Raw genomic sequence first — 24,086 nt, 5'->3', positions numbered from 1 at the left:
ACACAGCGAACTGTCCCGCGGAGTGCCCCGTGACGTCGAATATGGGGCCTCAGCATGCGGTGACGCCCCGGGGTCGTCAACCTGAGGCTACCCGACACCCAACACCAGAGAGGTAAAGATGTCAGAGGCCGACGCGACCTCGCGCCAAGCCGAACTCCGCCACTGGATCAGCCAGCGCCACGGAATCGCCCCCGATGCGCTCGACCTGCGCCTGGCCGCCGATGATGCCAGCTTCCGGCGCTACTTCCGGCTCACCCTGGACGACGGCCGTCGGCGCATCCTCATGGATGCCCCGCCCGACAGGGAAGCCATCATCCCCTTCATCACCATCGCGCGACACTGGGCTAGTGCCGGACTGCCGGTGCCCCGGGTGCATGCCGTGGATGAGGATGCCGGGTTCGTGGAGCTCGAGGACCTGGGCGACACGCCACTGCAACGCTGTCTGGCGGGCGCCGAGGCGACGACCATCGAGAGCTGGCATGACCAGGCCCTTTGCCTGCTGGATAGCCTGCAGAATCGCAGCCGCACGGATGATCTGCCGGCCTATGATGCCGAGCTGCTCGGCCGGGAACTGGACCTGTTTCCGACCTGGTGCCTGGACGACTGGCTGGCCCTGGCCCCGCCGCATGACTGGGCAGTGGTGCGCCACAGGCTCATCAGCATGGCCCTGGCTCAACCTCGGGTCACGGTCCACCGAGACTATGACGCCATGAACCTGATGGTCGTGGATGACGCTCTGCACCTGATCGATTTTCAGGATGCCGTGGTCGGCCCTCTGACCTATGACCTGGTCTCGCTGCTCCACGGTCGCTACTGCCGCTTTACGGCCGAACGTCGCCGCGCCTGGGTGGAGGCCTTCCGTCAGCGCGCCATCGACGATGGCCGCCTGGCCCCTGACGTCACCGCCGACACCTTTCAGGAATGGGCCGCCGGCATGGCGACACAGCGCGCGCTCAAGGTGCTCGGCATCTTCGTTCGCCTGACACGGCGCGATGGGCGCGACGGCTACCTGGCCCGCCTGCCTCACTTTCTGAACCACCTAGAAGACGCCCTGGCGCCCCTGGAGGAGTTGAGCGATTTTCGGCACTGGGTCAGCACGACATTGCGCCCCGCCCTCCTCGCCCGGCTGGAGCGCGAGGGCATCGGCCGGGAGGCTGCCACATGAAAGCCATGATTCTCGCCGCCGGCCTGGGCACCCGGATGCGCCCTCTGACCGACCACTGCCCCAAGCCCCTGCTGGAGGTCGGCGGCAAACCACTGATTGTGCACCACCTGGAGCGCCTGGCCGCGGCCGGCCTGACGGAGATCGTGATCAATGTCAGTTACCGGGCCGAGCAGATCATCGCCGCCCTCGGCGACGGCCGTGAGCATGGCGTGACGATCCACTGGAGCCGCGAGGCCTCGCCGCTGGAAACCGGCGGCGGCATTCTCGAGGCCCTGCCGATGCTGGGCGAGGCGCCCTTCCTGCTGGTCAATGGCGATGTCTGGAGCGACCTCGACCCAGGGTGCCTTCCTCCCCTGCAGGGCGCGGATCTGGCAGGTCTGGTCATGGTCGACAACCCGGATCATCACCCCGAGGGCGATTTTCATTTGACCCGGGAGGGGCGCGTGCGCGAGGCGCCGGCACCGCGCTGGACCTATGCCGGCATCGCACAGATTCACCCCCGACTGGTGGCCGATCAGCCAGCCGGTACCTTTGCCCTGGCGCCCCTGCTGCGTAAGGCCATGGCCGCTGACCGGGTCGCCGGCTATCACCACGCCGGCCAATGGGTCGATGTGGGCACCCCGGCGCGGCTCGCCGAGCTCGACCGGTTGCTCCAGGGCTGACCGGGGCTGAGTCGCATGGCCTCAACTGCTATGCTGCTCGCCTCTCAACCCGATACGAGGACACCCCGTTCATGAAAGCCAGCGTCAAGTGGACAGACGGTCGCCAGTTCGTCACCGAATCCGGCAGCGGCCACAGTGTGGTCATCGATGGCCCACCCGATCATGGCGGCCGCAACACCGGCCCCCGTCCCATGGAGATGCTCCTGATGGGCATGGGCGCCTGCACCTCCTTCGATGTGCTGGAGATCCTGGAAAAATCCCGCGCCCCGGTATCCGACTGCGTCGCCGAGATAGAAGCCGAACGCGCCGACACGGTACCCAGCGTGTTTACCCGGATCCATGTTCACTTCACCATCAGCGGGCACCAGCTCAAGGAAAAGCAGGTCCAGCGCGCCGTGGAACTCTCCGCCGAGAAGTACTGCAGCGCCTCCATCATGCTCGCCAATGGCGGCGTGGAGGTGACGCACTCCTACACCATCGTCGAGACCGGAGAAGGGAGCTGAAGGAAGAAGGAAGAAGGAAGAAGGAAGAAGGAAGAAGGAAGAAGGAAGAAGGAAGAAGGAAGGAAGCATGAGCCCCGACGGCAAGGAGTCAAGGCTTATTCTTCCCTCTTCAAGGCGCGTAGCGCCGTTCTTCCTTCTTCAAGCGGCGCCAGCCGCTTTCTACTGCTCAGATCCGATAAACCGACTCGGTCATGACCCTGGACACCAACGTCATCCCTGCCTTGACCGGGGCCGGGAAGCGGGCGCCGCCGGCTTCCAGGGCCTGGTGGGCGTGATGGGCTTCATCGATGGCCATCTGGCGCAGGATCGCTCGGGAGCGGCGATCCCCCGGGGGCAGTTTCTCCAGGTGCTCATCCAGATGGCGCTCCACCTGCTCCTCGGTGGCCGCCACGAACCCCAGGCTGACCTTGTCTCCCACGGCTCCCGCCAGGGCGCCGATGCCGAACGAAGCGGCGTAGAAGACAGGGTTGAGCAGGCTGGTTCGGCCATGGAGTTCCTGCAGGCGTGAGTCGCACCAGGCCAGGTGGTCGACTTCTTCCTGGGCCGCTTCTTCCATCTGGCCGCGCACCTCGGGCAACTTGGCGGTCAGGCCCTGCCCCTGGTAGAGAGCCTGGGCACAGACCTCGCCGGTGTGATTGATGCGCATCAATCCGGCAGCGTGCCGGCGCTGGTCGGCATCCAGTGGCTCGTCCTGGATATCCTCGCTGGCCGGCGTGGGCCGCGAGAGCTGGGCCGCACCGGGCACCAGCGTGCGCAGCACGGTATCGAACTGATGAATCAGGTTATCAGCGCGGGAGAGTTGGCGATTCATGGCATCCCTCTTGTGCGGTCGTCGGAACCATTGTACCCCAGCCGTCCCGGCGTCACAGGGTTCACAACGCAGGATGCCGCCCGGCCGGACGGCATCGGAACGCACCTGATGCGTCGAGCGACTTCGGTTCACGGCTCGAGGCCTTAACAGGATCCGGCTAGCCAGCCGGCCAAGTGAAGCGTCGACCGCCCATCAGGTGCATGTGTATATGATAGACCGTTTGTCCGCCGTCTTCATTGCAATTCATCACCACGCGGTAGCCGTCGTCGGCGAACCCCTGATCCCTGGCCAGGCGCGCGGCGGCGTACTGGAGTCGGCCCACCAGGGAAAGGTCGCCCTCCTCGATATCATTCAGCGTCGCGATATGCTTTTTCGGTATGACCAGCATATGAGTCGGTGCCTTGGGATCGATATCGTTGAACGCCAGGATCTCATCGTCCTCATGGACGATGTCGGCGGGAATCTCGCGATTGATGATCTTGCAGAACAGGCAATCCATGTCGGGCTCCAGGCAGGTGTCAGGGAATCAGGGCAGGCGCTCATCCGCCTGACCCGTGTAGCGTCAGCGAAACCGTCGCTGGGCCAGCAGGTGGCGGACCAGGGGGCCGAGGATCAGCTCCATGGCCAGCGACAGCCGCGAGCCCGGCACCACCAGGGTGTGAGGCCGGCTCATGAAGGAATCCTGGATCATCGCCAGCAGATACGGAAAGTCCACCGTGGCGGGGTCGCGGAAACGAATGACCACGAAGGACTCGGCATCCGTCGGGATGTCCTGGACCTCGAAGGGGTTGGAGGTATCCACGGTGGGCACGCGCTGAAAATTGATGTGCGTGCGAGAGAACTGCGGCTGAATGTAGCGCACGTAATCGTCCATGCGCCCCAGGATGGTATCGATCACGGCCTCCTGGGTATAGCCGCGCGCCTGGATATCACGGTCGATCTTCTGAATCCACTCCAGGTTCATGGTGGGGGCCACACCCACCAGCAGATCGACATGCCGGGCGATATCGTGTTCGGCGGTTACCAGCCCGCCGTGCAGCCCTTCGTAGAACAGCAGGTCGGTGCCTGACGGCAGCGACTGCCACTCGGTGAAGGTGCCGACCTGGTAGCCGGCCTCGATCATCGACTTGTCTTCGGCGTGGATGTAGTGACGATAGGTCCCGTAGCCATTGTCGCCGTAATCCTGAAAGAGCGTCTCGAGCCTGTCCAGCAGGTTGGCCTCGACCGCGAAATGCGACAGCTCGTCCTTGCGCTCGGGCTCTTCCCGAAACATTCGCGCCAGCTCCTGACGGGTGTAACGATGGAAGGCGTCTCCGTCGACAAAGGCGGCATGCAGGTCCTCACGCGCAAACATCCGCTCGAAGGTGCGCTTGACGGTCGTGGTGCCCGCCCCGGAAGAGCCGGTAACGGCAATGATCGGATACTCGCGGGACATCAGCTCCCCCTCGTGAGGCGCTCGATCAGCGCATCGGGAACCGGCACGGGACGCCCGGCCTCGGGGTCCACCAGCATCAGGGTGAGGCGTGCCGTGGCCACGCTGCGCCCATCGGACTCGCGGCGCAGGCGATGGTAGACACTGATGGCCTTGCGCGACGGCTCGGGGATGGCGGTCTCGGCCACCAGGGCATCCGGCCAGCGCGACTCGGACTGATACTGAATGGCCAGGTCAGCCGCCACACAGGGGTAACCGGCCATGTCGCCCTCGCTGAGCCCAAGACTGGCCAGCGCCTGGACCCGCGCCTCGTGCATCAGCGAGATCACCGCGTCATGCCCCAGGTGGCGCCCATAGTTCATATCCGTGATACGCACCGCCAGCGGGTGCCGATGGCAAATCTCCGCTTCCGGGAAGTCAATCTTGATGCGTTCCATGGGCCCTCCTCCTGAAACATTGGCGGCGTCGCCAGACCATCAGGCGCCGTCGGAACCCTTCGTGCGGGCCATGGCACGATGCGCGATGTCACGACGCCAGACGGCTTCAGGCCAGTCGATAGCCGCCACGCCCTGGTAGGCCTGATGGCGTGCGGCACGGATGTCGTCTCCCAGTGCGGTCACGCAGAGCACCCGGCCGCCGGCCGTGACAATCGCGCCATCATCAGCCTCGGCCGTGCCGGCATGAAAGACCTTGCAGCCGGTGGCCTCGGCCGCCTGCAGCCCCTCGACCACATCGCCCTTGCGATAGCTGCCGGGATAGCCACCGGCGGCCATGACCACGCCCACGGCGTGACGCGGGTCCCACTCACAGGTCTGACCGGAGAGCTCGCCCCGCGCCCCGGCCAGGCAGAGCTCGGCCAGGTCGGAGCGCAGGCGGCGCATGATCGGCTGGGTTTCCGGGTCGCCGAAACGACAGTTGAATTCGATGACCTTGGGGTTGCCCTCGGCGTCGATCATCAGTCCGGCATAGAGGAAACCGGTGTAGGGATGACCATCCTCGGTCATGCCCCGCACAGTGGGCTCGATCACGCGCTGCATGATGCGCTCGTGAACCTCGGCACTGACCACCGGAGCCGGCGAATAGGCACCCATGCCACCGGTATTGGGACCCTGATCGCCGTCGAGGGCTCGCTTGTGATCCTGGCTGGTGGCCATGGGCAGGATGGAACGGCCATCGGCCATGACGATGAAGCTGGCTTCCTCGCCGTCGAGAAACTCCTCGATGACCACACGCGCCCCGGCATCACCGAAGGCGTTATCTTCCAGCATATCGCGGATCGCCGCCTCGGCCTCCGCTTCGCTCATGGCCACAATCACGCCCTTGCCTGCCGCCAGGCCATCCGCCTTGATGACGATCGGCGCGCCTTGCTCGGCGAGGTAGGCCAGGGCCGGTTGCACATCGACGAAGGTGCGATATGCCGCGGTGGGAATGGCATGGCGTGCCAGAAAGTCCTTGCTGAAGGCCTTGGAGCCCTCCAACTGAGCCGCCGCGGCAGTGGGGCCGAAGATGGCCAGGCCGGCATCCCGGAAACGATCCACGATGCCCTCGACAAGCGGCGCCTCGGGGCCGACGATCGTCAGGTCGATGCGGTTGTCGCGGGCATAGGCCACCAGGGCGTCGCCGTGGTCGACCTCGATGGCCAGGTTCTGCAGGCCGGGCTCGCGGGCCGTGCCGGCATTGCCCGGTGCCACCCGGACGCTTTCCACCAGGGGTGACTGCGCCACCTTCCAGGCCAGGGCATGTTCGCGGCCGCCGCCGCCGATGATCAGGACCTTCATCCGCTGCTCTACCTCGATACCTCGGGAAACCAATCCGGCCATTATGTCAGAAAGCGATACCAGCCGCCGCCCGTTCAGGACTTGCCGTTGCCGTCGTCGTCATCGTCCTGACGGGATCGACCGGCCTGGCCGCCCAGGTTCTGCTGCCAGAAGCGCATGTTTTCCTCGGCCAGCTCGCGCATCAGCTCCATGGGGGTATGGCGCATGGCCTGCTGCCACTGATCCTGCATGTGCTTCTGCTGTTCCATCATCAGGCGAGTGCCCTGCTCGAGATAGCGCGCCAGCGGCAAGGGTTTGGCCATGTCGTAGACCCGAATGAACTGAGCCAGCAGGTCGTTGGAAAACACCTCGGCTTCACCATCGGCCTGCTCTTGCTCGATGATGATGGTCAGCAGGATGGTCCGAGTCAGGTCTTCCCCGGACTTGGCGTCCTCGACCCGGAAGGCCACATCATCCAGAACCAGACTACGCAAGTCCTCGAGGGTTACATAGCGGCTCTGTTCGGTATCATAGAGACGGCGGTTGGCATACTTGCGAATGACGCGCACGGCGCAGCTCCTTGCATTACGGGTTGGGCTTTCACCCCTCTAGACCGTATTGTGCACCGCGCCACCCTGCTTGCAAGACGTCTTGCAAAATCGTTGCCTTTCGCGACCGACCGTCCACCTCCTGCCGCCTGAAAAAAGAGAGACCATGAACCTGATCCTGCTTTCGCCGGACGATGTCGAAAATGGCCGTATCGCCAGAGTCCGCGACCCCCGCCGCCTCAAGCACCTTCACGAAGTGCATGGCGCGGTCGCCGGCGACACCCTGACACTGGGCCTGGAGAATGGTCCCATGGGCCGGGGCCAGTTGCTCGAGTCCAGCAGGGACGAAGCCGTCTTCGACGTTGCCGCACTCGACCAGCCATCACCGCCGCCGCTGCCGGTTCACCTGGTATTGGCCCTGCCCAGGCCGCGCATGCTGGCCCGAAGCCTCGAACATGCCACGGCGCTGGGGGTGAAATACCTGACGCTGCTCAATACGCGGCGGGTGGAGAAGAGCTACTGGCAATCCCCCGAACTCGGGGTCGACCGTATCCAGCGCCACCTCGTCCTGGGGCTCGAGCAGGCCTGCGACACGCAACTACCCGAGATCACCCTGGCCAGGGGCTTCCGCCCCTTTGTCGAGGACCGCTTGCCGGCCTTGTTGCAGCACAGCCAGGGACTGGTGGCACATCCGGGCATGCCGCACGACTGCCCGCGGGGCGTGACCCGGCCGGTCACGCTGCTGGTCGGCCCCGAGGGCGGCTTCATTCCCTGGGAGGTCGAGCAACTGCTGGCGGCAGGCTGTCAGGGCATTCACCTGGGGCCACGCATCCTGCGCGTGGAGACTGCCGTGACCGCCCTGCTCGCCCGCCTGGCATGAGCCGTGCCAGCCGCTGTCAGGACCTCAGGCGGTCGAGCAGTGCCTGGGTGGCAAAGCCATCCGGGGTCACACCGATGTCACGCTGGAAGGCCCGCAGACCGCGTCGGGTGTTGGGCCCCAGGATGCCATCGGGCGTGCCGGCGTTATAGCCGCGCTCATTGAGCAGGCGCTGCATGTCACGCACATCGCTGCGCTTGAGGGGTGGCTGCTCGCGCGGCCAGTCGCCCTGGATACCCGACCGGCCGGCAATGGCATCACTCAGCTTGGCCACCGCCAGGGCATAGCTGGTGGCATTGTTGTAGCGCAGAATGACGCGGAAGTTGTGGCCGACCAGAAAGGCCGGCCCCTGAGCGCCCGCCGGCGTGATCACGGCAGCCGAGTCGAAGCTCGGCAAGCTGTCACCCGACGGGGCTAGCACGCCCGCTGCCTGCCATTCAGCAGTGGAGCGACGCGTATCGGGCTCGGTCAGTGAATAGTCGAAACCGGACGCCAGGCGAACCTCGGTGCCCCAGGGCTGGCCCTGCCGCCAGCCGGCTTCGTCCAGATAGTTGGCCGTCGACGCCATGACATCGGGAATGCTGCCCCAGATATCACGACGGCCATCGCCGTCACCGTCCACGGCATGGGCCAGAAAGCTCGAGGGGATGAACTGGGTATGTCCCATGGCGCCCGCCCAGGAGCCCTTCATGCGTGCCGGCGGAATATCGCCGGCCTGGATGATGCGCAGCGCGGCCATCAACTCGCCGCGGGCGAAATCGCTGCGACGGCCATCATAGGCCAGGGTGGCGAGGGCCTCGAGGGTGGAAAAGTCGCCCAGATAATCGCCATAGCTGCTCTCGATGCCCCAGATGGCCACCAGCACTTCGCTCGGCACCCCATAGCGAGCCGCCATCTGCTCGGCAGTGTCGCGATAACGCGCCAGGCGTTCCCGGCCGTTGTCGATGCGCGTCGCGGATACGGCGCTGTCCAGATATTCCCAGATCGGCCGGACAAACTCGGGCTGGGAACCATCCAGCTCGATCACCCTGGGGCGGTAGCGTACGCCGTCGAGCGCGTTCTGCAGCGTTGCAGCGCTGATACCCTCGGCGCGAGCCTGACGGCGGAAGTCTGCCAGCCAGGCCGCGAAGGTCATTTCGCGGGCCGTCGCGGGCGTATCGGCAACGCTGCTGGTCGAGCTTGCTGATGCCTCGCGGGTAGGCGACTCAGCCCGGGCATCACGGGGTTGTGCACTCTGACAGCCGACCAGGGCGATGCACAGCAGGGCAAGCGGAAGAAACTTGAAGGTCATGGGGGCGCGATCCTTGGCAGTTTGCAGCCGATGATCGCCGACAACGCCCCGGTGTGCTACCCCTTTTGTCTGTCGGCGTCAGGGTCCGGGGCATCATGCCCGGGTAGGTCGTCGGTCGCCCGGGTCCCGGATGCCGCCGTGTCGGGCCTGCCGTCATCCTCCTCGAGACCGCTGAGCAAGTGGTGATTGAGCGGGTCATAGTGCGGCTTCAACTCGTCCCTCACGGTCCCGGACCACAGGCGGGTTCCCACGAAATAACCAGCACGCCCGATGACATGCGCCGCCACCGGAGCCGTCATCATGATGAACAGGATGATCGCCAGGCCCCGCGCCACCACGGCCTCCACTGCGAAATGCAGGCAGACCCCGAGCATGATCAGGGACACCCCAAGGGTCGCGGCTTTGGTAGTGGCATGCATGCGCGTCAGCAGATCCGGCAGGCGCAGGATACCCAGCGCCGCCAGACACATGAAGCTCGAGCCGACCAGGACCAGCACGGCCACCAGAGCATCAATCATCGCGCGGTCCCCCGCGTTCCAGGAAGCGTGAAAATCCGATGGTCGCCATGAAGCCCATGAGAGCCACCACGATGGCCACATCGAGGAAGAAGGACACACCGGTGGCAATGGCAATGACGCCCATCATGCCCACTAGAATCGAGGAGAAAAGCTCCATGGCGACGACCCGGTCCGGCAGGCTGGGGCCACGAAACAGACGAATGAACGTCAGGCAAAGCGCCAGCGACATGACGGCCAGGCTGACAAGCATCACGATCGACAAGACGACCTCCCCCTCTTACGGTTGTCGCGTTGGGTGCCGGGCACACATCATCGCCTATGCGTCTCAACTGTCCGGCCGAATCTAGGAGCCTGTCGGATTTGACCGATCGTCGCGAGAATCACGGATTTCGAGACAAGTTTATCGATCTGATGAGGCGAATAGCCCGCTATTTAACGAATCAGATCGAATGAAATTGGCCGAAAGCCCGGGTTTCGTAGCAAATCAGCGTTAAGTCCGACAGGCTCCTATCGAAACAGCGCCAGGGCACGACGTTCCAGCTCGGCCAGATTGTCGCGCAGCGCCGCCTCGTCATCCAGAAACATGGCATGAATATACAGTACCCGGCGATCATCGGAGACATCCAGGCTCAGGGTGCCCGGTGTCAGCGATATCAGGTTGGCCACAAAGGCAATCTCGAACTCGGTTCGGGCCTTGAGCGGCATGGCGATCACGCCGGGCTTCATGTACCAGGGCGGCGTGACGATGTCATAGGAAACCTTGAAATTGGCCATGACCAGCTCCTTGGCGAAGAAGCCGACAAAGCGCACCAGCCGTGGCAGGCGTTGCGCATAGCCCGCCAATGCCGGCACCTGGGGCTGGATCAGGGCCAGCACCAGATAGCTGAAGACCAGGCCCGCCACCAGGTTGCCGCCGCTGAAGTCCCCGGTCAGCACCACCCAGGCGATGCCGAGCAAAAGATGCCAGGCCGCGCCGATCATGAGCCACCTCCGGCGCCTCCGAGCACCGCTTCGATATAGCGCTCGGGCGCCAGCAACTGCGACGCCGAGGCCTCGGCAAGCGCGTACAGCGGCTGAGCATTGAGGCCGATGAGCAGGGTGCACACCGCCAGCCCCGCCGCCGGCGCCGCCATCAGCCATAGCTCGCGACGAGCCGGCGGCTGACGATTATCGGCTTCGTCTCCCTCGGGCAGCGGCTTCCAGAACACCTCGGACCAGATCTTGATCATCGAATAGAGCGTCAGCAGTCCCACCAACAGGGCAATGAAGGTCACGCCATAGGCCTCGGCCTCGAGGCCGGCACGGATCACCATGAACTTGGCAAAGAAGCCGGAAAGCGGCGGCATGCCGGCCAGCGACAGGGCCGGGATCAGAAACAGGATGGCCAGCCAGGGGTGCTCACGATAGAGCCCGCCAAGCCGCTTCAACTGATAACTGCCGAGAAGCCGGTGCACTATACCACTCACCAGGAAGAGATTAGTCTTCACCAGAATATGGTGAATGATGTAGAAGACCCCGCCGATCAGCGCCAGCGGGGTGAACAGGGCAAGCCCCAGCATCATGTAGCCGATCTGGCTGACGATATGAAACGACAGGATGCGGCGGAATTCATATTGCGCGGCCGCCCCCAGCACGCCGCTCAGGATGGTCAGCCCTGCGCCCCACAGCAGGATCTCATGGGTATAACCGGGGCTGTGATGGAAGATCAGCGTGAAGACCCGGTACAGCGCATAGACCCCGACCTTGGTCAACAGGCCGGCAAACAGAGCCGATACCGCCACCGGCGGGGTGTGATAGGAGGCCGGTAGCCAGAAGAACAACGGAAAGGCCGCCGCCTTGATGCCGAAGGCCACCATGAACATCATCGCCAGCCCATCGACCAGGCGCCGGTCTTCGAGCTGCGCCAGCCGCTGGGCGATATCCGCCATGTTGAGCGTCCCCACCAGGCTGTAGAGCAGGCCGACTGCCACCAGAAACACCACCGACGACACCAGGTTGAGGGTGACATACTTGATGGCCCCCTCCATCTGCGGCTTCTCGCTGCCCAGAATCAGCAGTGCAAAGGAGGCCACCAGCATGACCTCGAACCACACATAGAGGTTGAAGATATCCCCGGTCAGGAAGGCACCGGCCACCCCGGCCAGCAGCAGATGCATCAGCGGGAAGTAGCCGAAGGCCTCGTGGCCGCGACCGGTCGTGGCCAGCGAGTAGACGGCCACCGCCAGCCCGACAATGCCGGTGAGCACGACCATGATGGCACCCAGCAGGTCGGCCACCAGACTGATGCCGAAAGGCGCTGACCAGCCGCCCACCTGCAACACTTGAATGCCTTCGCGGGTCACCAGACCGAGCAGATACACCGCACTGGTCAGCAGTGCCGCCGTGCCCAGCACGGCAATCCAGCGTTGTGCGCGCCGCGAACGCCAGAGCACCAGCGACACGCTGGCCGAGAGCAGCGGAAGCAGGATAGGTAGTGCCATCCAGGGGTTCACGTATCGATATCCTTCATTCGGTTCAGGTCATCGGTACGCACGATCTCCCAGGCGCGACGCACCAGCACCACGGCAAATGACAACACGCCGAAGGCAATGACGATGGCCGTTAACACCAGCGCCTGAGGCAGTGGGTCGGCCACCGCCCCGGGGGGCGCAACCTGCCCCTCGGGCACAAGGGGCGGGGCGCCTCGCGTCAGCCCGGCCATAGTGAAGATCAGCAGGTTGGCCGCATTGGACAGCAACATCAGGCCGATCACCAGCTTGACGATGGAACGACGCAACATCATGTAAATCGAGGAGGCGAAGATCACCCCGATGGCGACAGCCAGAATGCTTTCCATGGCATCTCCTCAGTTGCTCGCATCACTGGCCTGGGCGGTGTCGGCTAGCGCCGTGATGGCGGTGAGCACCGACCCCACCACGGCCAGATAGACACCGATATCGAAGAACAGGGGCGTGGAAACCTTGATGCCGATGACCGGCAGGCTCCACCACTGTGCCGTGAAGAAGGCCTCCCCGGCCAACCAGGCCGGCAGGGTGGAGATCAGGCCGATCAAGAGGCCGACGGCCACCAGATCGCGCGGCGAGACCTTAAGCATGGCGTTCAGTGCATATTGACCATAGGCAAAGAAATACAGGGCGAAGGCCCCCGCCGCCACCAATCCGGCGATGAAGCCGCCCCCTGGCTCGTCATGGCCGCGCAACAGCAGAAAGACCGAGAACAACAGTTGCAGCGGCAGCAGAAGCCGCGCTGCCACACTGAGGATCAGGGTACCGGATCTAACCATCGTCAGGCCTCCTCCCCGGGGTGGCCGGGTCGCTCTGTTCATCGGCATGAAAGCGCAGCATGGCCTGGACCCCGATGGCCGCCAGCGCCAGCACGAACATTTCGCCCAGGGTATCCAGCGCCCGGAAGTCCACCAGAATCACATTGACGATGTTGTGGCCCTGGCCCAGCGGCTGACTGTTCGCCACCATATAATCGGAGATACGCGGCAGGGCGTCGGCCGAGAGCACCCCGAGCATGAAAAGGGTCATCAAGAGCCCGAAGCTGCCCGCCACGAGCAGATCCCGACAGCGCTCCAGGGGCGTCGAAAGCCGCGTGAAGCGCGGCAGCCGGAAGAGCACCAGTACCAGCAGCACCACCGTCAGGGTCTCCACCAGCAACTGGGTGATCGCCAGGTCCGGCGCACTGAAGAGCACGAACAGCATGGCGATGCAGAAGCCCATGATGCCGACCGCGGCCACCGCCGCCAGTCGCGAACGCATCAGGCAGGCGGTCAGCGCCGCCGCCGCCATCAACCCCGCCACGACGACTTCGTGGAAGTAGGCATCGACATGGAACGCCAGAGGGCCGGGGTGACGAATGAAAAGCGCATGCCCGACCAGTGCCATCAGGGTCAACAGGGTCATGGCCAGATAGTGTCGCACCTGACCGTTCTGCAGCCAGCGTGTCTGCCAGCTGGCCAGATGCACCATGCCCGCCATCAAGCGCTCGTAGCCCTGCTCCGGGCCGAATGCCGCGAGGCGGTCGAAACGCGCCAGAACACCGCGCGCCCGATCCCAGTATCGCACCACCAGGGTGCCGAGCAGCAGGCTGGCCAGGGATAAAAGCAGCGCCGGATTGACGCCATGCCAGAGCGCCAGGTGAACATTCGGGTCGCTCACCCCCAGCCCCGACACGACCCCGGTTACCAGGCCATCGAGCTTGCCGGGCAGCAGGCCGCACACCAGCGATAGCCCGGCCAGCAGGGCCGGACCGATGAGCATGGCCCAGGGCGCCTCATGCGGCGTTGCCGGGGTGTCACCCAGGGAGCCGAAAAACGGCTTCAAGGCGACAATGCCCGCCACCGCCAGCGTCAGAAAGGCCCCGAGGAAGGCCAGTGCCAGCACCAGCCCGCCATAGGGGAGCGCCTCGAGCAGCGACGCCAGCATCAACTCCTTGCCGACGAACCCCAGCAAGGGCGGCAGGCCAGCCAGCGAAAGCGCGGCCACACAGGCGATACCGGCGGTCCATGGCATGACACGGCGCAGGCCGCCCATGGCGGTGACATCCTTGGTACCGGTGGCATGGTCGAGAATGCCTGCGACCATGAACAGCGCCCCCTTGTACAGGGAGTGCGCCAGCAGAAAGACCACGAAAGCCACCATGGCGCCGGGTGTGCCGATGCCCAGCAACATGGTCAGGGCACCCAGGGCCATGACCGTCGAGTAGGCGAGCAGTTTCTTGATGTGTGTCTCGCGAATGGCCAGCAGGGCCGCCGTTGCCATGGTCACGGCGCCGACCAGCGAAAGTGTCATTTCCCACAAGGTGGTGTCACCGAGGGCCGGGTGTAGGCGTGCCAGCAGGTAGACACCGGCCTTGACCATAGTCGCTGAGTGCAGGTAGGCGGAGACCGGCGTGGGCGCGGCCATGGCATTGGGTAACCAAAAGTGGAAGGGAAACTGTGCCGACTTGGTGAAGGCGCCAATCAGCACGCAGATCAGCATGGGCGTGTAGAGCTCATGGCCGACCAGTTGCTCACCCCTCTGGATCAGCACGGCCAGCGACCAGCTGTCCCCCGCCTGAGCCAGCATGACCAGGCCCGCCAGGAGTGCCAGCCCGCCGCCGACGGTGACAAACAGGCCCTGTTGAGCCGAGCGGCGTGCCGCAGGATCCTGATGATGAAAACCGATCAACAGGTAGGAGGTGATGCTGGTCAACTCCCAGAAGACAAAGAGGGTGACCAGATTGTCGGCCAGCACCAGGCCCAGCATCGAGGTCATGAAGGCGCTGATGATGACCAGGAAGCGCGGCAGGTCACGCTCGCCCTTGAGATACTCGCTGGTATACACCAGTACCATGGCACCGATCAGGCTGATCAGCATGGCAAACAGCCAGGCCAGACCGTCGATGTAGAAGGTCAGGGTGATATCCAGCGCCGGCACCCAGCGCCATTCCAGCAGCAGAGTGTCGCCGGCCAGGATGCCCGGGCCCTGGAAGGCCAACCAGCCAGCCAGTGCCAGCGGCCAGGCGGCCATCACCAGGGCACTGCGCTCGCCAAGCCGACGATGCAGCCACGGCGCCATCAGCGCCAGCCCCAGACCTGCCAGTACCATCAGCTGCATGCGGCCTCCCGATGGAACGCAAGGGATCAACTACCCAGATTGGACTTTAAAGAGATGGTAAAGCACAAGGCAAGTCAAGGGGACAAATCACGCTCATTTGGTTAGAGTAGGGTTCGAATGCCATTGATGGGCTTGTATCGCCCCGCATGGACGCGCCACGCGCCTTCCCCACGAGGGATTCATGGCGGCTGCAGCACCCTTGGCCTCACGCAAACGCGCAGGATGACCGATCGATGACATTGCTCTGGATAGCACTGCTCCCGCTGCTCGGTGTGCTGGTGCCGGCGCTTGGCGCCCGGCTCGAGCGCCGCTACTGTTCACTGGCAACGGCCGCTCTCCCCGCCGTCGCCCTGCTGTTGACGCTCAGCCAGCTCCCCGCGCTGGCCGATGGCGCGACCCTGCGCTTTGCCGTCGACTGGATACCCAGTTTGGGACTGGATCTGGCATTCCGACTGGATGGCCTGTCGGTGCTGTTCAACCTGCTGATCCTGGGCATCGGCCTTTTGATCGTGCTGTATGCCCATTATTACCTGGACGCCGCCGAGCCGTATGGGCGCTTCTATACCTACCTGATCCTGTTCATGGCCTCCATGGTCGGCATCGCCATGGCCGACAACCTGCTGTTGCTGTGGATGTTCTGGGAGCTCACCAGCCTCTCGTCCTTCCTGTTGATCGGCTTCTGGTCGCATCGCAGCGACGCCCGCAAGGGGGCGCGCATGGCCCTGGCGGTGACCGGGGCAGGCGGTCTGGCGCTGCTCGCCGGCCTGTTGTTGATCGGCAAGATGGTCGGCAGCTTCGACATGAATCAGGTGCTGGCCAGCAGCGACGCCATCCTGGCCCACGAGCACTACCCTCTGGCGCTGGGACTCGTGCTGCTGGGCGCCTTTGCCAAGTCGGCGCAGTTCCCCTTTCACTTCTGGCTGCCGCATGCCATGGCCGCGCCCACGCCGGTCTCGGCCTACCTGCATTCGGCCACCATGGTCAAGGCCGGCATCCTGCTGATGGCACGCCTCCACCCGGCCATTGCCGGGAGCGAGCTGTGGACGCTGGTGGTCACCCTGGTGGGCATGATCACCCTGCTCTACGGCGCCTGGTTTGCGCTGATCAAGACGGACCTCAAGGGCATTCTGGCGTTTTCCACGGTCAGCCATCTGGGCCTGATCACGGCCCTGCTGGGGATCGGCACGCCCATGGCCGTGCTGGCCGCCCTCTTCCACATTCTCAACCATGCCACCTTCAAGGCGGCACTGTTCATGACCGCCGGCATCATCGACCACGAGACCGGCACCCGGGAACTGTCCCGGCTCGGCGGCTTGCGTCGCGCCATGCCGATCACGGCGCTGCTGGCCTCGATCACCGGTGCCGCCATGGCCGGGGTGCCCTTGCTCAATGGCTTCATCTCCAAGGAAATGTTCTTCACCAGCACCACCGAAGCCGGCATGCTGGGCGGTATCAGCTGGCTGCTGCCGATCCTGGCGACGCTGGGCGGCATCCTGTCGGTGGCCTACTCGCTGCGCCTGGTACATGCCGTCTTCTTCAAGCCGGCCCACAAGGCCCCGCCCCGCTCGCCCCATGAACCACCGCGCTTGATGCGGGTGCCGGTGGAGCTGCTGGCGGCGCTGTGTCTGCTGGTGGGCGTATTGCCCTCACCACTGGCCGGGGGCCTGATGGACCTGGCCACCCGGGCCGTGCTTGGCGAGCCCATGGACTTCCACCTGGCCATCTGGCACGGCTTCAACCTGCCGCTGTTGATGAGTCTCATTGCGCTGCTGGCTGGTATCGGGACCTACCTGGGGCATCGTCACCTGCGCCAGTTCCTCAAGGGCTTCAAGCCGGTGGATGCCCGGCTGGTCTTCGAGGGTACCGTGCAGCAGGTCGGTCGCCGGGCCGAGTCATGGCTCGCACGCTTCGATAATGGCTCCCTACAGCGCTACATGAGCCTGCTGCTGGTCACGGCCCTGCTGCTGGCGGGCCTGGGGCTCTTCCAGATGCCCAGCCTGGCGGGGAATCAGCCCGGCACCCGGATCGATGGCGTGCTGCTCAGTGGTGCCCTGCTGTTGATGTTCAGCGGCATCGCCACGGTGGCCACGCACCGTTACCGGCTGATTTCACTGCTGATGCTGTCGATGGTGGGGCTGCTGGTGTCGCTGACCTTCGCCCGCTTCTCGGCCCCGGACCTGGCGCTGACCCAGCTCTCGGTGGAAGTCGTCACCATGATCCTGTTGATGCTGGCCCTCTTCTTCCTGCCGCAGAAAACACCCCGCGAGTCCTCAATGCCGCGCAATCTGCGCGACAGCGCCCTGGCGGTGGCACTGGGTACGGTCGTCGCCAGCCTCAACTACGCCGTCCTGACCCGCGACAACGCCAGCATCTCAGGCTTCTTCATCGACAACAGCGTGCCCGGGGGCGGCGGCCACAATGTGGTCAATGTCATCCTGGTCGACTTCCGTGGCTTCGATACCCTGGGCGAGATTACCGTTCTGGCGATTGCCGGCCTGGCCATCTTCAAGCTGCTCAACCGCCTGCGCCTGTTCATGCCGCACAGTGACGTGGAAGGTCGCCTGTGGTCACCGGATCGCTATCCGATGATCCTCACCACCATCTCCCAGGCCTTGCTGCCTCTGGCTCTGCTGGTCTCGGTGTTCATCTTCCTGCGCGGCCACAACGATCCGGGTGGTGGCTTCATTGCCGGGCTGATCACTGCTGTCGCGCTGATACTGCTGTACATGGCGCGCGGGGTGGAATGGGCCCAGTCACGACTCGACTTCCAGTACCAGCCGGTGGCCATCGCCGGGGTGGGCATCGCCACCCTGACCGGGCTGGGCAGCTGGCTGTTCGGATATCCCTTCCTGACATCGTCCTTTGGGCACTTCCATCTACCGCTGATCGGTGACTTCGAGCTGGCCACGGCCATGATCTTCGATCTCGGCGTCTATCTCGCCGTGGTCGGCGCGACCCTGATGATCCTGGCCAACCTCGGCAAGCTGACCACGCCACACCGGCCCAGCAAGCAAAGCGAATCCACGACCCAAAGCGAGGAAACGAGCTGATGGAAAGCCTCTATGCCATCACCACGGGGGTACTCAGCGCCTGTGGCCTCTATCTGACGCTACGCGGCAGGACCTTTCCGGTGGTGGTCGGCCTGACCCTGCTGTCCTATGCGGTCAACCTCTTCCTGTTCTCCATGGGAGGCTTGACCACGGATGGTGCCGTTGTCCTCGACGGGGCCGGCGATTATGCCGACCCGCTGCCCCAGGCACTAGTGCTGACCGCTATTGTGATCGGCTTCGCGATGACCGCCTTCGCGGTCATTCTGGCTATGCGAGCGCGGGGCGATATGGGCAATGACCATGTCGACGGCCGCACCCGAGAGGATTCAGAGGAGTCGCGTCGGTGATACAGCATCTAATCGTCCTGCCCGTTGTACTGCCGCTGGTCATGGGCGTCTTGCTGCTGCTGACCCGCTTCGGCAGCACGGGGCTCAAGCGCTCGGCCAGCGTTATCACCACCCTGCTGGTGGCGGTCGTCGCACTGGCGCTTTTGCTGCGTGCCAGCAACGGCGAGATCGCCTATTACGCCCTGGGCGACTGGCAGCCGCCGTTCGGTATCGTGCTGGTGGTGGATCGCCTGTCGGCGCTGATGTTGATGCTGACCGCGGTCCTGGCACTGGGAAGCGTGATCTTCGCCTGTGGTGGTGACGACGAGAAAGGCAGCAACTTCCACGGCCTCTTCCAGTTTCAGTTGATGGGGATCAACGGCGCCTTCCTGACCGGTGACCTCTTCAACCTCTTCGTGTTCTTCGAGGTCCTGCTGCTGGCGTCCTATGCCCTGCTGCTGCATGGCGGCGGCAAGTCGCGGATACAGTCGGCCGTGCACTATGTGGTGCTCAACCTGGCCGGATCGGCCCTCTTTCTCATCGCGGTCGGTGTGCTCTACGGCGCCACGGGCACTCTCAACATGGCCGACATGGCGGCGCGCCTCGTCGAGCTGCCCGCCGAGCGCGACGGACTGGTAACGGCCGGCGCCCTGCTGCTGCTGGTGGTCTTCGGCCTCAAGGCGGCCATTCTGCCGCTCTACTTCTGGTTGCCGCGGGCCTATGCGGCCGCGCCGGCACCGGTCGCCGCCCTCTTTGCCATCATGACCAAGGTCGGTGTCTATGCCATTCTGCGCGTCTATTCGCTGATATTCGGCGACAATGCCGGCAACCTGAGCGCTCTCGAGCAACCCTGGGTATGGTGGATGGCGCTGGGCACCCTGGTGGCGGGCACCGTGGGGGTTCTGGCGGCGCGCGACCTGCGCCTGCTGGTCGCCTACCTGGTACTGGTCTCCGCGGGCACCCTGCTGGCCGGGGTCGGCATGGGCACACCGGCGGCCACTGCATCCCTCCTCTATTACCTGCTGCACACCACCCTGGTCACCGGCGGCCTTTTCCTGCTGGCCGACATGATCGGCCAGCAACGCGGCAAGGCCGGCACTCGCATCGTCAAGGGCCGCCCCATGACCCAGGGCGGCGCCCTGGCGACCCTGTTCTTCATCGGGGCGGCAGCGGTCGCCGGCCTGCCTCCGCTGTCCGGCGCCATCGGCAAGGTACTGCTGCTCGACGCCGCCGAGGCCGGGCAACGCCTGTGGCTCTGGCCGATCCTGCTGATCAGCGGCCTGGCGGCCATCATCGCGCTGTCACGCGCCGGCTCCACCCTCTTCTGGCGCAGCCAGGACGGTGATAGAGGCGGCGCCGCCCTGCCGCGGCCCCAGTGGGTCGGCGTGGGGCTCCTGCTGGCCACCTCGCCGCTGCTGGTTGCCCTGGCCGGACCGGTCAATGATTACACCCGGGCTACCGCCGACCAGTTGGACAACCCGGACGCCATGGTGAACGCGCTGATATCTGGTAACGGAGACACGCCATGATCAAGTCTCGACGCTGGCTACCGGTTCCCCTGCTTTCGCTGCTGCTGCTCGTCGTCTGGCTGATGATGGTGCGCAGCCTGGCACCGGGCCATATCCTGCTGGGCGGCAGCCTGGCGATCATCATTCCGCTGGTCACCTATCGCTTCTGGGATGTGCAGCCCAGCGTGCAGCGGCCCGGCCTGCTGGTGCGCTTCATTCTGCGAGTGCTGGGCGACATTATCACGGCCAACATCCAGGTGGCCTGGCTGATCGTGAACCCCTGGCGACGCACACGGCCGCATTTCGTGGAGTACCCGCTGATGTTGCAGGAACGCTTCACCATCACCCTGCTGGCCAACACCATCAGCCTGACGCCTGGCACGGTATCAGCCAACCTGCGCATGGATGGCGAGACCCTGTTGATTCATGCCCTGGACGTCGACGATGACGAGGCACTCATCGAACAGATTCGCGAACGCTACGAGCGCCCGCTCAAGGAGATCTACGAATGCTCGACATCGCGCTGAAGATCAGCCTGGCACTGGTGATGATCGCCATCGTGCTGAATACCTACCGTCTCTCGGTCGGCCCCGACATGCCGGACCGTATCCTGGCGCTGGACACCATGTACGTAAACTCCATCGCCCTGATCGTGCTGATGGGGCTCTGGCTTAATACCAAGACCTACTTCGAAGCCGCGTTGCTGATCGCCATGCTCGGTTTCATCAGCACCGTGGCCGTGTGCAAGTACCTGTTGCGCGGCGACATCATCGAATAGCGGGAGCAGCTTCCATGTCGATCTACGTCATCCTCGAAGGCGTCATTGCCTTCTTTCTGATCGCCGGCAGTACCTTCATCTTCATCGGCTCATTGGGCATGACCCACCTGCGCGATTTCTACATGCGTCTTCACGGCCCGACCAAGGCCACCACCATGGGCATCGGCTGCATTCTGACCGCCTCGATGCTGTACTTCGGCATCATCACCAGTTACCCGGTTATCCAGGAAATGCTGATCACCCTCTTCCTGTTTATCACCGCGCCGGTCAGTGCACACCTCCTGGCCAAGACCGGACTGCACCTACAACTGCGGCGGGTGGAGAAGACCCAGGGGCAACCGGCCGAACTGCGCGACGAGGAAGTCGGCAAGAAGCCGGTGCCACACCATTCCGACGCCGGACACGATTAACTCAAAGAGTCGGATACCCGTGGCTGAAGGCGGCTCGCCGGGCGACCGCCTTTTGCATTTCCCCGGTGCCAAGCCCGCTGAGGCACAAGAAGCAGGCTATAACCAGCCGGCGAGTTCCCGCTCGGCGATCTGCGCCAGCGCCTGGACATGGTCGTCTCGGGCGTTCAGGCAGGGCACATAGGTAAAGTGCTCACCGCCCGCCTCCAGGAAGGCGTCACGGATTTCCTCCTCGATTTCCTCCAGCGTCTCAATGCAGTCGGCCGAAAAGGCCGGCGACATTACGGCCAGGTGCTTGATCCCCTGGCGGGCCAACTCGGCGACATGCTCCACGGTTGCCGGTCCGACCCACTGCTCGGGCCCGAACTTTGACTGGAAGGTGGTGATGATGGCCTCGTCATCCAGTGGCAGACCGTCGCGCCCCAGCTGTTCCTTGAGGAGCCGCGTGGTCTTGCGGCAATGGCAGTAATAGGGGTCGCCTTCATCGAGGAAACGCCTGGGCACGCCATGATAGGAGGCCACCAGCGCCTCTGGAGTCGTCTCGGCCGCCGCATAGGCCTCGCGCACCGAGGCGCTCAGGGCCTGCAGGTAGGCCGGGTGCTCGAAATACGCCGGCACGGTGCGCAAGGCCGGCTGCCACTTGAGCTTCATCAGGGTGCGAAAAGCCTGGTCATTAGCCGAGGCGGTGGTCGGTGAACCGTACTGCGGGTAAAGAGGGAAGAACAGAATGCGCTCGCAGCCCCGGGCATGCAGCTCCTTCAGCACACTATCGGTCGAGGGATTGCCGTAGCGCATGCAGAAAGCCACCTCGACGCGCTCGCCATGCGTTTCCTGGAGTTCAGCGGCCAGCTTCTCGGTCTGCTCGCGGGTAATGGTCAGCAGCGGACTCTCATCCCTGTCGCGATTCCAGATGCCCCGGTAGGCCTTGCCGGAGGCAAAGGGGCGACGGCTTAGGATCACCAGCTGAAGCAGGGGTTGCCAGAACCAGGGAGAATAGTCGACAACGCGGCGATCGGAGAGAAACTCGCTGAGATAACGCCGGACCGACCAGTAATCTGTCGAATCCGGGGTGCCCAGGTTGGCCAGCACAATGCCGACCTTGCCACGTGGTACAACGGGGTGATCCGTTGGGGCATGTTCACGATGGGACGACGCGGAATCGGGCGTCATGACGCCTCCAGAGCCTGAAAGAAGTAAGGTTAGACTACCATTGGCAGCAACACAGCCGGAATAGCATTACACTATGGCGGAAATCCCTCCGCTCTATGGAGTCGCATGACACGCCCCCTGATTCTGATTGCCGGTGACCAGCTGACCACTGACCTGGCCGTTCTCTCACAGGCCCCGAGTGACGCGGTTATTGCCCTTTGCGAGGTCGCCGGCGAGGGACGCTATGTGCCCCATCACCCGCAGAAGATCGCCCTGATCTTCGCCGCCATGCGTCACTTTGCCGCACAGTTGCGCCAGCAGGAGATTCGGGTGCATTACAGCGCCCTGGATGACCCTGATAATACCCAAGCCCTGATCCCCGAGGCCGAGCGCATCGCGAGCCTTTATCAATGCGGCGAGATTCGCGTCACCCGGCCCGGCGAATGGCGCCTCTGGGAGGCCATGCAGCAGCGCGCCAAGGCCGCACTGCCGTGGGTGGTGCTGGAGGATGAGCGCTTTTTCAGCACGCCCCAGGACTTCTCCGATTGGGCCGCCGGACGCAAGTCGCTGCGCATGGAGTACTTCTACCGGATGATGCGCAAGCGAACCGGACTGCTCATGGAAGGCGCCGAGCCGGCCGGCGGCAAGTGGAACTACGATGCCGACAACCGCGAGCCGGTGCCCGACCATCTTGACCTGCCGGATCCACCGGAGCATCGTCACGACGCCACAACCCGGGAGGTGCTGGAACTTGTCGAGACACACTTCGGCGAGCACTTCGGACGACTCGAGGGCTTCCAGTGGCCGGTCACGCGGCGTCAGGCCCTGGTCGACCTGAGACACTTCATCGACAAGCTGCTGCCGGATTTCGGCCGTTACCAGGATGCCATCAGTGACGACCAGCCCTTCCTGTTCCATTCCCGCCTCTCGGCGTCACTGAATATCGGCCTGCTCTCGCCGCGGGAAGTCTGCGAATCAGCCGAGGCGGCCTACTATCAGGGCGCGGCCCCGTTGAATGCCGTCGAAGGCTTCATTCGGCAGATACTGGGCTGGCGTGAATATGTCAGAGGCCTCTACTGGACCCGGATGCCGTCCTACAAGCAGAGCAACACCCTTCACGCCGAGCGCGGCCTGCCGGATTTCTACTGGACGGGCGACACCGACATGCGCTGCCTGTCGCGCGCCATCCGGATGACCCATGACAACGCCTATGCGCACCACATCCAGCGGCTGATGGTCACCGGCAACTTCGCCCTGCTCTGCGGTGTTGCCCCCTCGGCATTATGCGACTGGTACCTGGCGGTATATGCCGATGCCTGCGAGTGGGTGGAGCTGCCCAACACCCTGGGCATGGTCCTGCATGCCGATGGCGGTCTGATGGGCTCCAAGCCCTACTGTGCCTCCGGCAAGTACATCAATCGCATGTCGGATCATTGCGCGCAATGCCGGTACGACCCCGGGAAGACACTGGGTGAGGACGCCTGCCCGCTCAACAGCCTCTACTGGCATTTTCTGGAACGCAATCGACATGTCCTGGCAGACAACCACCGCATGAAGCCGATCTACGGCAACCTGGCCAGGATGTCGAGCGAGAAGCGGGACGCTCTACGCGACCAGGCCGAAGACTTTCTCGAGAACCTGAAGACCGAAGCCGCTTATGGGCAGGGGACGCATCGCCAGGCCTATGAGCCAGACAGATAA

General features: G+C 64.2%; 26 protein-coding genes. 11 read left to right on the top strand and 15 right to left on the bottom strand.

Features of this window, described 5'->3' with window-relative positions:
* Positions 1-118: 118 nt before the first annotated feature.
* The 3 genes from QWY74_RS09085 to QWY74_RS09075 all read left to right on the top strand — a co-directional run bounded on the left by QWY74_RS09085 (position 119) and on the right by QWY74_RS09075 (position 2,330).
* Positions 119-1,165, top strand: a complete 1,047-nt coding sequence (locus tag QWY74_RS09085; RefSeq protein WP_290314194.1) for an aminoglycoside phosphotransferase family protein — start codon at positions 119-121, stop codon at positions 1,163-1,165.
* On the top strand, positions 1,162-1,827 hold the full coding sequence (gene murU, locus QWY74_RS09080; protein ID WP_290314193.1) for an N-acetylmuramate alpha-1-phosphate uridylyltransferase MurU: 666 nt from the start codon (positions 1,162-1,164) through the stop codon (positions 1,825-1,827). Before QWY74_RS09085 ends, murU begins: the two co-directional genes overlap by 4 nt.
* Positions 1,828-1,898: 71 nt before the next feature.
* Positions 1,899-2,330, top strand: a complete 432-nt coding sequence (locus QWY74_RS09075) for an OsmC family protein (protein ID WP_264823988.1) — start codon at positions 1,899-1,901, stop codon at positions 2,328-2,330.
* A gap of 166 nt (positions 2,331-2,496) precedes the next feature.
* Here QWY74_RS09075 and coq7 read toward each other — a convergent pair whose 3' ends face one another.
* From coq7 to phaR, 6 genes are all read right to left on the bottom strand, one after another.
* Positions 2,497-3,141 carry a 2-polyprenyl-3-methyl-6-methoxy-1,4-benzoquinone monooxygenase gene (gene coq7, locus QWY74_RS09070; protein ID WP_290314192.1) on the bottom strand — a complete coding sequence of 215 codons (645 nt, stop codon included), beginning with the start codon at positions 3,139-3,141 and terminating at the stop codon, positions 2,497-2,499.
* A 157-nt stretch (positions 3,142-3,298) separates the two neighbouring features.
* Entirely contained in the window at positions 3,299-3,640 is a 342-nt protein-coding gene (locus tag QWY74_RS09065) for a histidine triad nucleotide-binding protein (RefSeq protein ID WP_264823990.1), read from the bottom strand.
* A 63-nt stretch (positions 3,641-3,703) separates the two neighbouring features.
* Positions 3,704-4,576 (bottom strand): phosphoribulokinase, encoded by an 873-nt coding sequence (locus tag QWY74_RS09060; RefSeq protein ID WP_290314191.1) that lies wholly within the window; start codon positions 4,574-4,576, stop codon positions 3,704-3,706.
* A complete protein-coding gene (locus QWY74_RS09055) occupies positions 4,576-5,010 on the bottom strand; it encodes an acyl-CoA thioesterase (RefSeq protein WP_290314190.1) in 435 nt (144 codons plus the stop codon). The genes QWY74_RS09060 and QWY74_RS09055 overlap by 1 nt, the downstream gene beginning before the upstream one ends.
* A 39-nt stretch (positions 5,011-5,049) precedes the next feature.
* On the bottom strand, positions 5,050-6,351 hold the full coding sequence (purD, locus tag QWY74_RS09050; RefSeq protein ID WP_290314189.1) for a phosphoribosylamine--glycine ligase: 1,302 nt from the start codon (positions 6,349-6,351) through the stop codon (positions 5,050-5,052).
* A 74-nt stretch (positions 6,352-6,425) separates the two neighbouring features.
* Entirely contained in the window at positions 6,426-6,899 is a 474-nt protein-coding gene (phaR, locus tag QWY74_RS09045; protein ID WP_264823994.1) for a polyhydroxyalkanoate synthesis repressor PhaR, read from the bottom strand.
* 145 nt (positions 6,900-7,044) lie between these two features.
* Between phaR and QWY74_RS09040 the strand changes: the two genes are divergently transcribed.
* Positions 7,045-7,758, top strand: coding sequence for a 16S rRNA (uracil(1498)-N(3))-methyltransferase (locus QWY74_RS09040; protein ID WP_264823995.1), 714 nt, complete (start codon positions 7,045-7,047; stop codon positions 7,756-7,758).
* Positions 7,759-7,774: 16 nt separating this feature from the next.
* Here the strand turns inward: QWY74_RS09040 and QWY74_RS09035 are convergent, their stop codons facing one another.
* The 8 genes from QWY74_RS09035 to QWY74_RS09000 all read right to left on the bottom strand — a co-directional run bounded on the left by QWY74_RS09035 (position 7,775) and on the right by QWY74_RS09000 (position 15,167).
* Positions 7,775-9,046 (bottom strand): lytic murein transglycosylase, encoded by a 1,272-nt coding sequence (locus QWY74_RS09035; RefSeq protein ID WP_264823996.1) that lies wholly within the window; start codon positions 9,044-9,046, stop codon positions 7,775-7,777.
* Positions 9,047-9,102: 56 nt separating this feature from the next.
* Positions 9,103-9,564 carry a monovalent cation/H(+) antiporter subunit G gene (gene mnhG, locus QWY74_RS09030; protein ID WP_264823997.1) on the bottom strand — a complete coding sequence of 154 codons (462 nt, stop codon included), beginning with the start codon at positions 9,562-9,564 and terminating at the stop codon, positions 9,103-9,105.
* Positions 9,557-9,826 (bottom strand): MrpF/PhaF family protein, encoded by a 270-nt coding sequence (locus QWY74_RS09025; RefSeq protein ID WP_264823998.1) that lies wholly within the window; start codon positions 9,824-9,826, stop codon positions 9,557-9,559. Before QWY74_RS09025 ends, mnhG begins: the two co-directional genes overlap by 8 nt.
* A gap of 245 nt (positions 9,827-10,071) precedes the next feature.
* The gene (locus tag QWY74_RS09020) at positions 10,072-10,545 is read right to left on the bottom strand and encodes a Na+/H+ antiporter subunit E (RefSeq protein ID WP_264823999.1); all 474 of its coding nucleotides are present in this window, start codon (positions 10,543-10,545) and stop codon (positions 10,072-10,074) included.
* Complete coding sequence (locus QWY74_RS09015; protein ID WP_264824000.1) at positions 10,542-12,056, bottom strand: Na+/H+ antiporter subunit D; 1,515 nt, start codon at positions 12,054-12,056, stop codon at positions 10,542-10,544. Before QWY74_RS09015 ends, QWY74_RS09020 begins: the two co-directional genes overlap by 4 nt.
* Positions 12,053-12,400, bottom strand: a complete 348-nt coding sequence (locus QWY74_RS09010) for a Na+/H+ antiporter subunit C (protein WP_290314186.1) — start codon at positions 12,398-12,400, stop codon at positions 12,053-12,055. Before QWY74_RS09010 ends, QWY74_RS09015 begins: the two co-directional genes overlap by 4 nt.
* A 9-nt stretch (positions 12,401-12,409) precedes the next feature.
* A complete protein-coding gene (locus tag QWY74_RS09005; protein WP_264824002.1) occupies positions 12,410-12,847 on the bottom strand; it encodes a Na+/H+ antiporter subunit B in 438 nt (145 codons plus the stop codon).
* A complete protein-coding gene (locus tag QWY74_RS09000; protein WP_290314185.1) occupies positions 12,840-15,167 on the bottom strand; it encodes a putative monovalent cation/H+ antiporter subunit A in 2,328 nt (775 codons plus the stop codon). The genes QWY74_RS09005 and QWY74_RS09000 overlap by 8 nt, the downstream gene beginning before the upstream one ends.
* A gap of 233 nt (positions 15,168-15,400) precedes the next feature.
* Between QWY74_RS09000 and QWY74_RS08995 the strand changes: the two genes are divergently transcribed.
* The 6 genes from QWY74_RS08995 to QWY74_RS08970 are packed head-to-tail and all read left to right on the top strand — an operon-like array spanning position 15,401 to position 21,239.
* Positions 15,401-18,217 carry a monovalent cation/H+ antiporter subunit A gene (locus QWY74_RS08995; RefSeq protein WP_264824004.1) on the top strand — a complete coding sequence of 939 codons (2,817 nt, stop codon included), beginning with the start codon at positions 15,401-15,403 and terminating at the stop codon, positions 18,215-18,217.
* Complete coding sequence (locus QWY74_RS08990; protein ID WP_264824005.1) at positions 18,217-18,564, top strand: Na+/H+ antiporter subunit C; 348 nt, start codon at positions 18,217-18,219, stop codon at positions 18,562-18,564. The genes QWY74_RS08995 and QWY74_RS08990 overlap by 1 nt, the downstream gene beginning before the upstream one ends.
* A complete protein-coding gene (locus QWY74_RS08985; protein ID WP_264824006.1) occupies positions 18,561-20,072 on the top strand; it encodes a monovalent cation/H+ antiporter subunit D in 1,512 nt (503 codons plus the stop codon). Before QWY74_RS08990 ends, QWY74_RS08985 begins: the two co-directional genes overlap by 4 nt.
* The gene (locus tag QWY74_RS08980; RefSeq protein ID WP_264824007.1) at positions 20,069-20,578 is read left to right on the top strand and encodes a Na+/H+ antiporter subunit E; all 510 of its coding nucleotides are present in this window, start codon (positions 20,069-20,071) and stop codon (positions 20,576-20,578) included. The genes QWY74_RS08985 and QWY74_RS08980 overlap by 4 nt, the downstream gene beginning before the upstream one ends.
* The gene (locus QWY74_RS08975) at positions 20,560-20,829 is read left to right on the top strand and encodes a K+/H+ antiporter subunit F (RefSeq protein ID WP_264824008.1); all 270 of its coding nucleotides are present in this window, start codon (positions 20,560-20,562) and stop codon (positions 20,827-20,829) included. The genes QWY74_RS08980 and QWY74_RS08975 overlap by 19 nt, the downstream gene beginning before the upstream one ends.
* Before the next feature lie 14 nt (positions 20,830-20,843).
* On the top strand, positions 20,844-21,239 hold the full coding sequence (locus QWY74_RS08970) for a Na+/H+ antiporter subunit G (protein ID WP_264824009.1): 396 nt from the start codon (positions 20,844-20,846) through the stop codon (positions 21,237-21,239).
* A gap of 96 nt (positions 21,240-21,335) precedes the next feature.
* On the opposite strand, the gene hemH is transcribed toward QWY74_RS08970, so the two are convergent.
* Complete coding sequence (gene hemH, locus QWY74_RS08965; RefSeq protein ID WP_264824010.1) at positions 21,336-22,406, bottom strand: ferrochelatase; 1,071 nt, start codon at positions 22,404-22,406, stop codon at positions 21,336-21,338.
* Positions 22,407-22,511: 105 nt separating this feature from the next.
* Here hemH and QWY74_RS08960 point away from each other — a divergent pair, with 105 nt between their 5' ends.
* Complete coding sequence (locus tag QWY74_RS08960) at positions 22,512-24,086, top strand: cryptochrome/photolyase family protein (protein ID WP_264824011.1); 1,575 nt, start codon at positions 22,512-22,514, stop codon at positions 24,084-24,086.

The sequence above is a fragment of the Halomonas almeriensis genome, assembly GCF_030409235.1.
Lineage (GTDB): Bacteria > Pseudomonadota > Gammaproteobacteria > Pseudomonadales > Halomonadaceae > Halomonas > Halomonas almeriensis.
This window is presented reverse-complemented; position numbering and strand designations above follow the sequence as displayed.

Excerpts from the sequence above, each read along its gene's own strand:
- QWY74_RS09020 (WP_264823999.1), bottom strand. The coding sequence starts at position 10,545 with ATGATCGGCGCGGCCTGGCATCTTTTGCTCGGCATCGCCTGGGTGGTG.
- QWY74_RS09075 (WP_264823988.1), top strand. The coding sequence starts at position 1,899 with ATGAAAGCCAGCGTCAAGTGGACAGACGGTCGCCAGTTCGTCACCGAA.
- QWY74_RS09065 (WP_264823990.1), bottom strand. The coding sequence starts at position 3,640 with ATGGATTGCCTGTTCTGCAAGATCATCAATCGCGAGATTCCCGCCGAC.
- QWY74_RS08960 (WP_264824011.1), top strand. The coding sequence starts at position 22,512 with ATGACACGCCCCCTGATTCTGATTGCCGGTGACCAGCTGACCACTGAC.
- mnhG (WP_264823997.1), bottom strand. The coding sequence starts at position 9,564 with ATGATTGATGCTCTGGTGGCCGTGCTGGTCCTGGTCGGCTCGAGCTTC.
- QWY74_RS09085 (WP_290314194.1), top strand. The coding sequence starts at position 119 with ATGTCAGAGGCCGACGCGACCTCGCGCCAAGCCGAACTCCGCCACTGG.
- QWY74_RS08995 (WP_264824004.1), top strand. The coding sequence starts at position 15,401 with ATGACATTGCTCTGGATAGCACTGCTCCCGCTGCTCGGTGTGCTGGTG.
- QWY74_RS09040 (WP_264823995.1), top strand. The coding sequence starts at position 7,045 with ATGAACCTGATCCTGCTTTCGCCGGACGATGTCGAAAATGGCCGTATC.
- QWY74_RS08970 (WP_264824009.1), top strand. The coding sequence starts at position 20,844 with ATGTCGATCTACGTCATCCTCGAAGGCGTCATTGCCTTCTTTCTGATC.
- QWY74_RS08980 (WP_264824007.1), top strand. The coding sequence starts at position 20,069 with ATGATCAAGTCTCGACGCTGGCTACCGGTTCCCCTGCTTTCGCTGCTG.
- QWY74_RS08975 (WP_264824008.1), top strand. The coding sequence starts at position 20,560 with ATGCTCGACATCGCGCTGAAGATCAGCCTGGCACTGGTGATGATCGCC.
- QWY74_RS09005 (WP_264824002.1), bottom strand. The coding sequence starts at position 12,847 with ATGGTTAGATCCGGTACCCTGATCCTCAGTGTGGCAGCGCGGCTTCTG.
- murU (WP_290314193.1), top strand. The coding sequence starts at position 1,162 with ATGAAAGCCATGATTCTCGCCGCCGGCCTGGGCACCCGGATGCGCCCT.
- QWY74_RS09060 (WP_290314191.1), bottom strand. The coding sequence starts at position 4,576 with ATGTCCCGCGAGTATCCGATCATTGCCGTTACCGGCTCTTCCGGGGCG.
- QWY74_RS09035 (WP_264823996.1), bottom strand. The coding sequence starts at position 9,046 with ATGACCTTCAAGTTTCTTCCGCTTGCCCTGCTGTGCATCGCCCTGGTC.
- purD (WP_290314189.1), bottom strand. The coding sequence starts at position 6,351 with ATGAAGGTCCTGATCATCGGCGGCGGCGGCCGCGAACATGCCCTGGCC.
- QWY74_RS08990 (WP_264824005.1), top strand. The coding sequence starts at position 18,217 with ATGGAAAGCCTCTATGCCATCACCACGGGGGTACTCAGCGCCTGTGGC.
- coq7 (WP_290314192.1), bottom strand. The coding sequence starts at position 3,141 with ATGAATCGCCAACTCTCCCGCGCTGATAACCTGATTCATCAGTTCGAT.
- QWY74_RS09055 (WP_290314190.1), bottom strand. The coding sequence starts at position 5,010 with ATGGAACGCATCAAGATTGACTTCCCGGAAGCGGAGATTTGCCATCGG.
- QWY74_RS09000 (WP_290314185.1), bottom strand. The coding sequence starts at position 15,167 with ATGCAGCTGATGGTACTGGCAGGTCTGGGGCTGGCGCTGATGGCGCCG.
- QWY74_RS09010 (WP_290314186.1), bottom strand. The coding sequence starts at position 12,400 with ATGGAAAGCATTCTGGCTGTCGCCATCGGGGTGATCTTCGCCTCCTCG.
- hemH (WP_264824010.1), bottom strand. The coding sequence starts at position 22,406 with ATGACGCCCGATTCCGCGTCGTCCCATCGTGAACATGCCCCAACGGAT.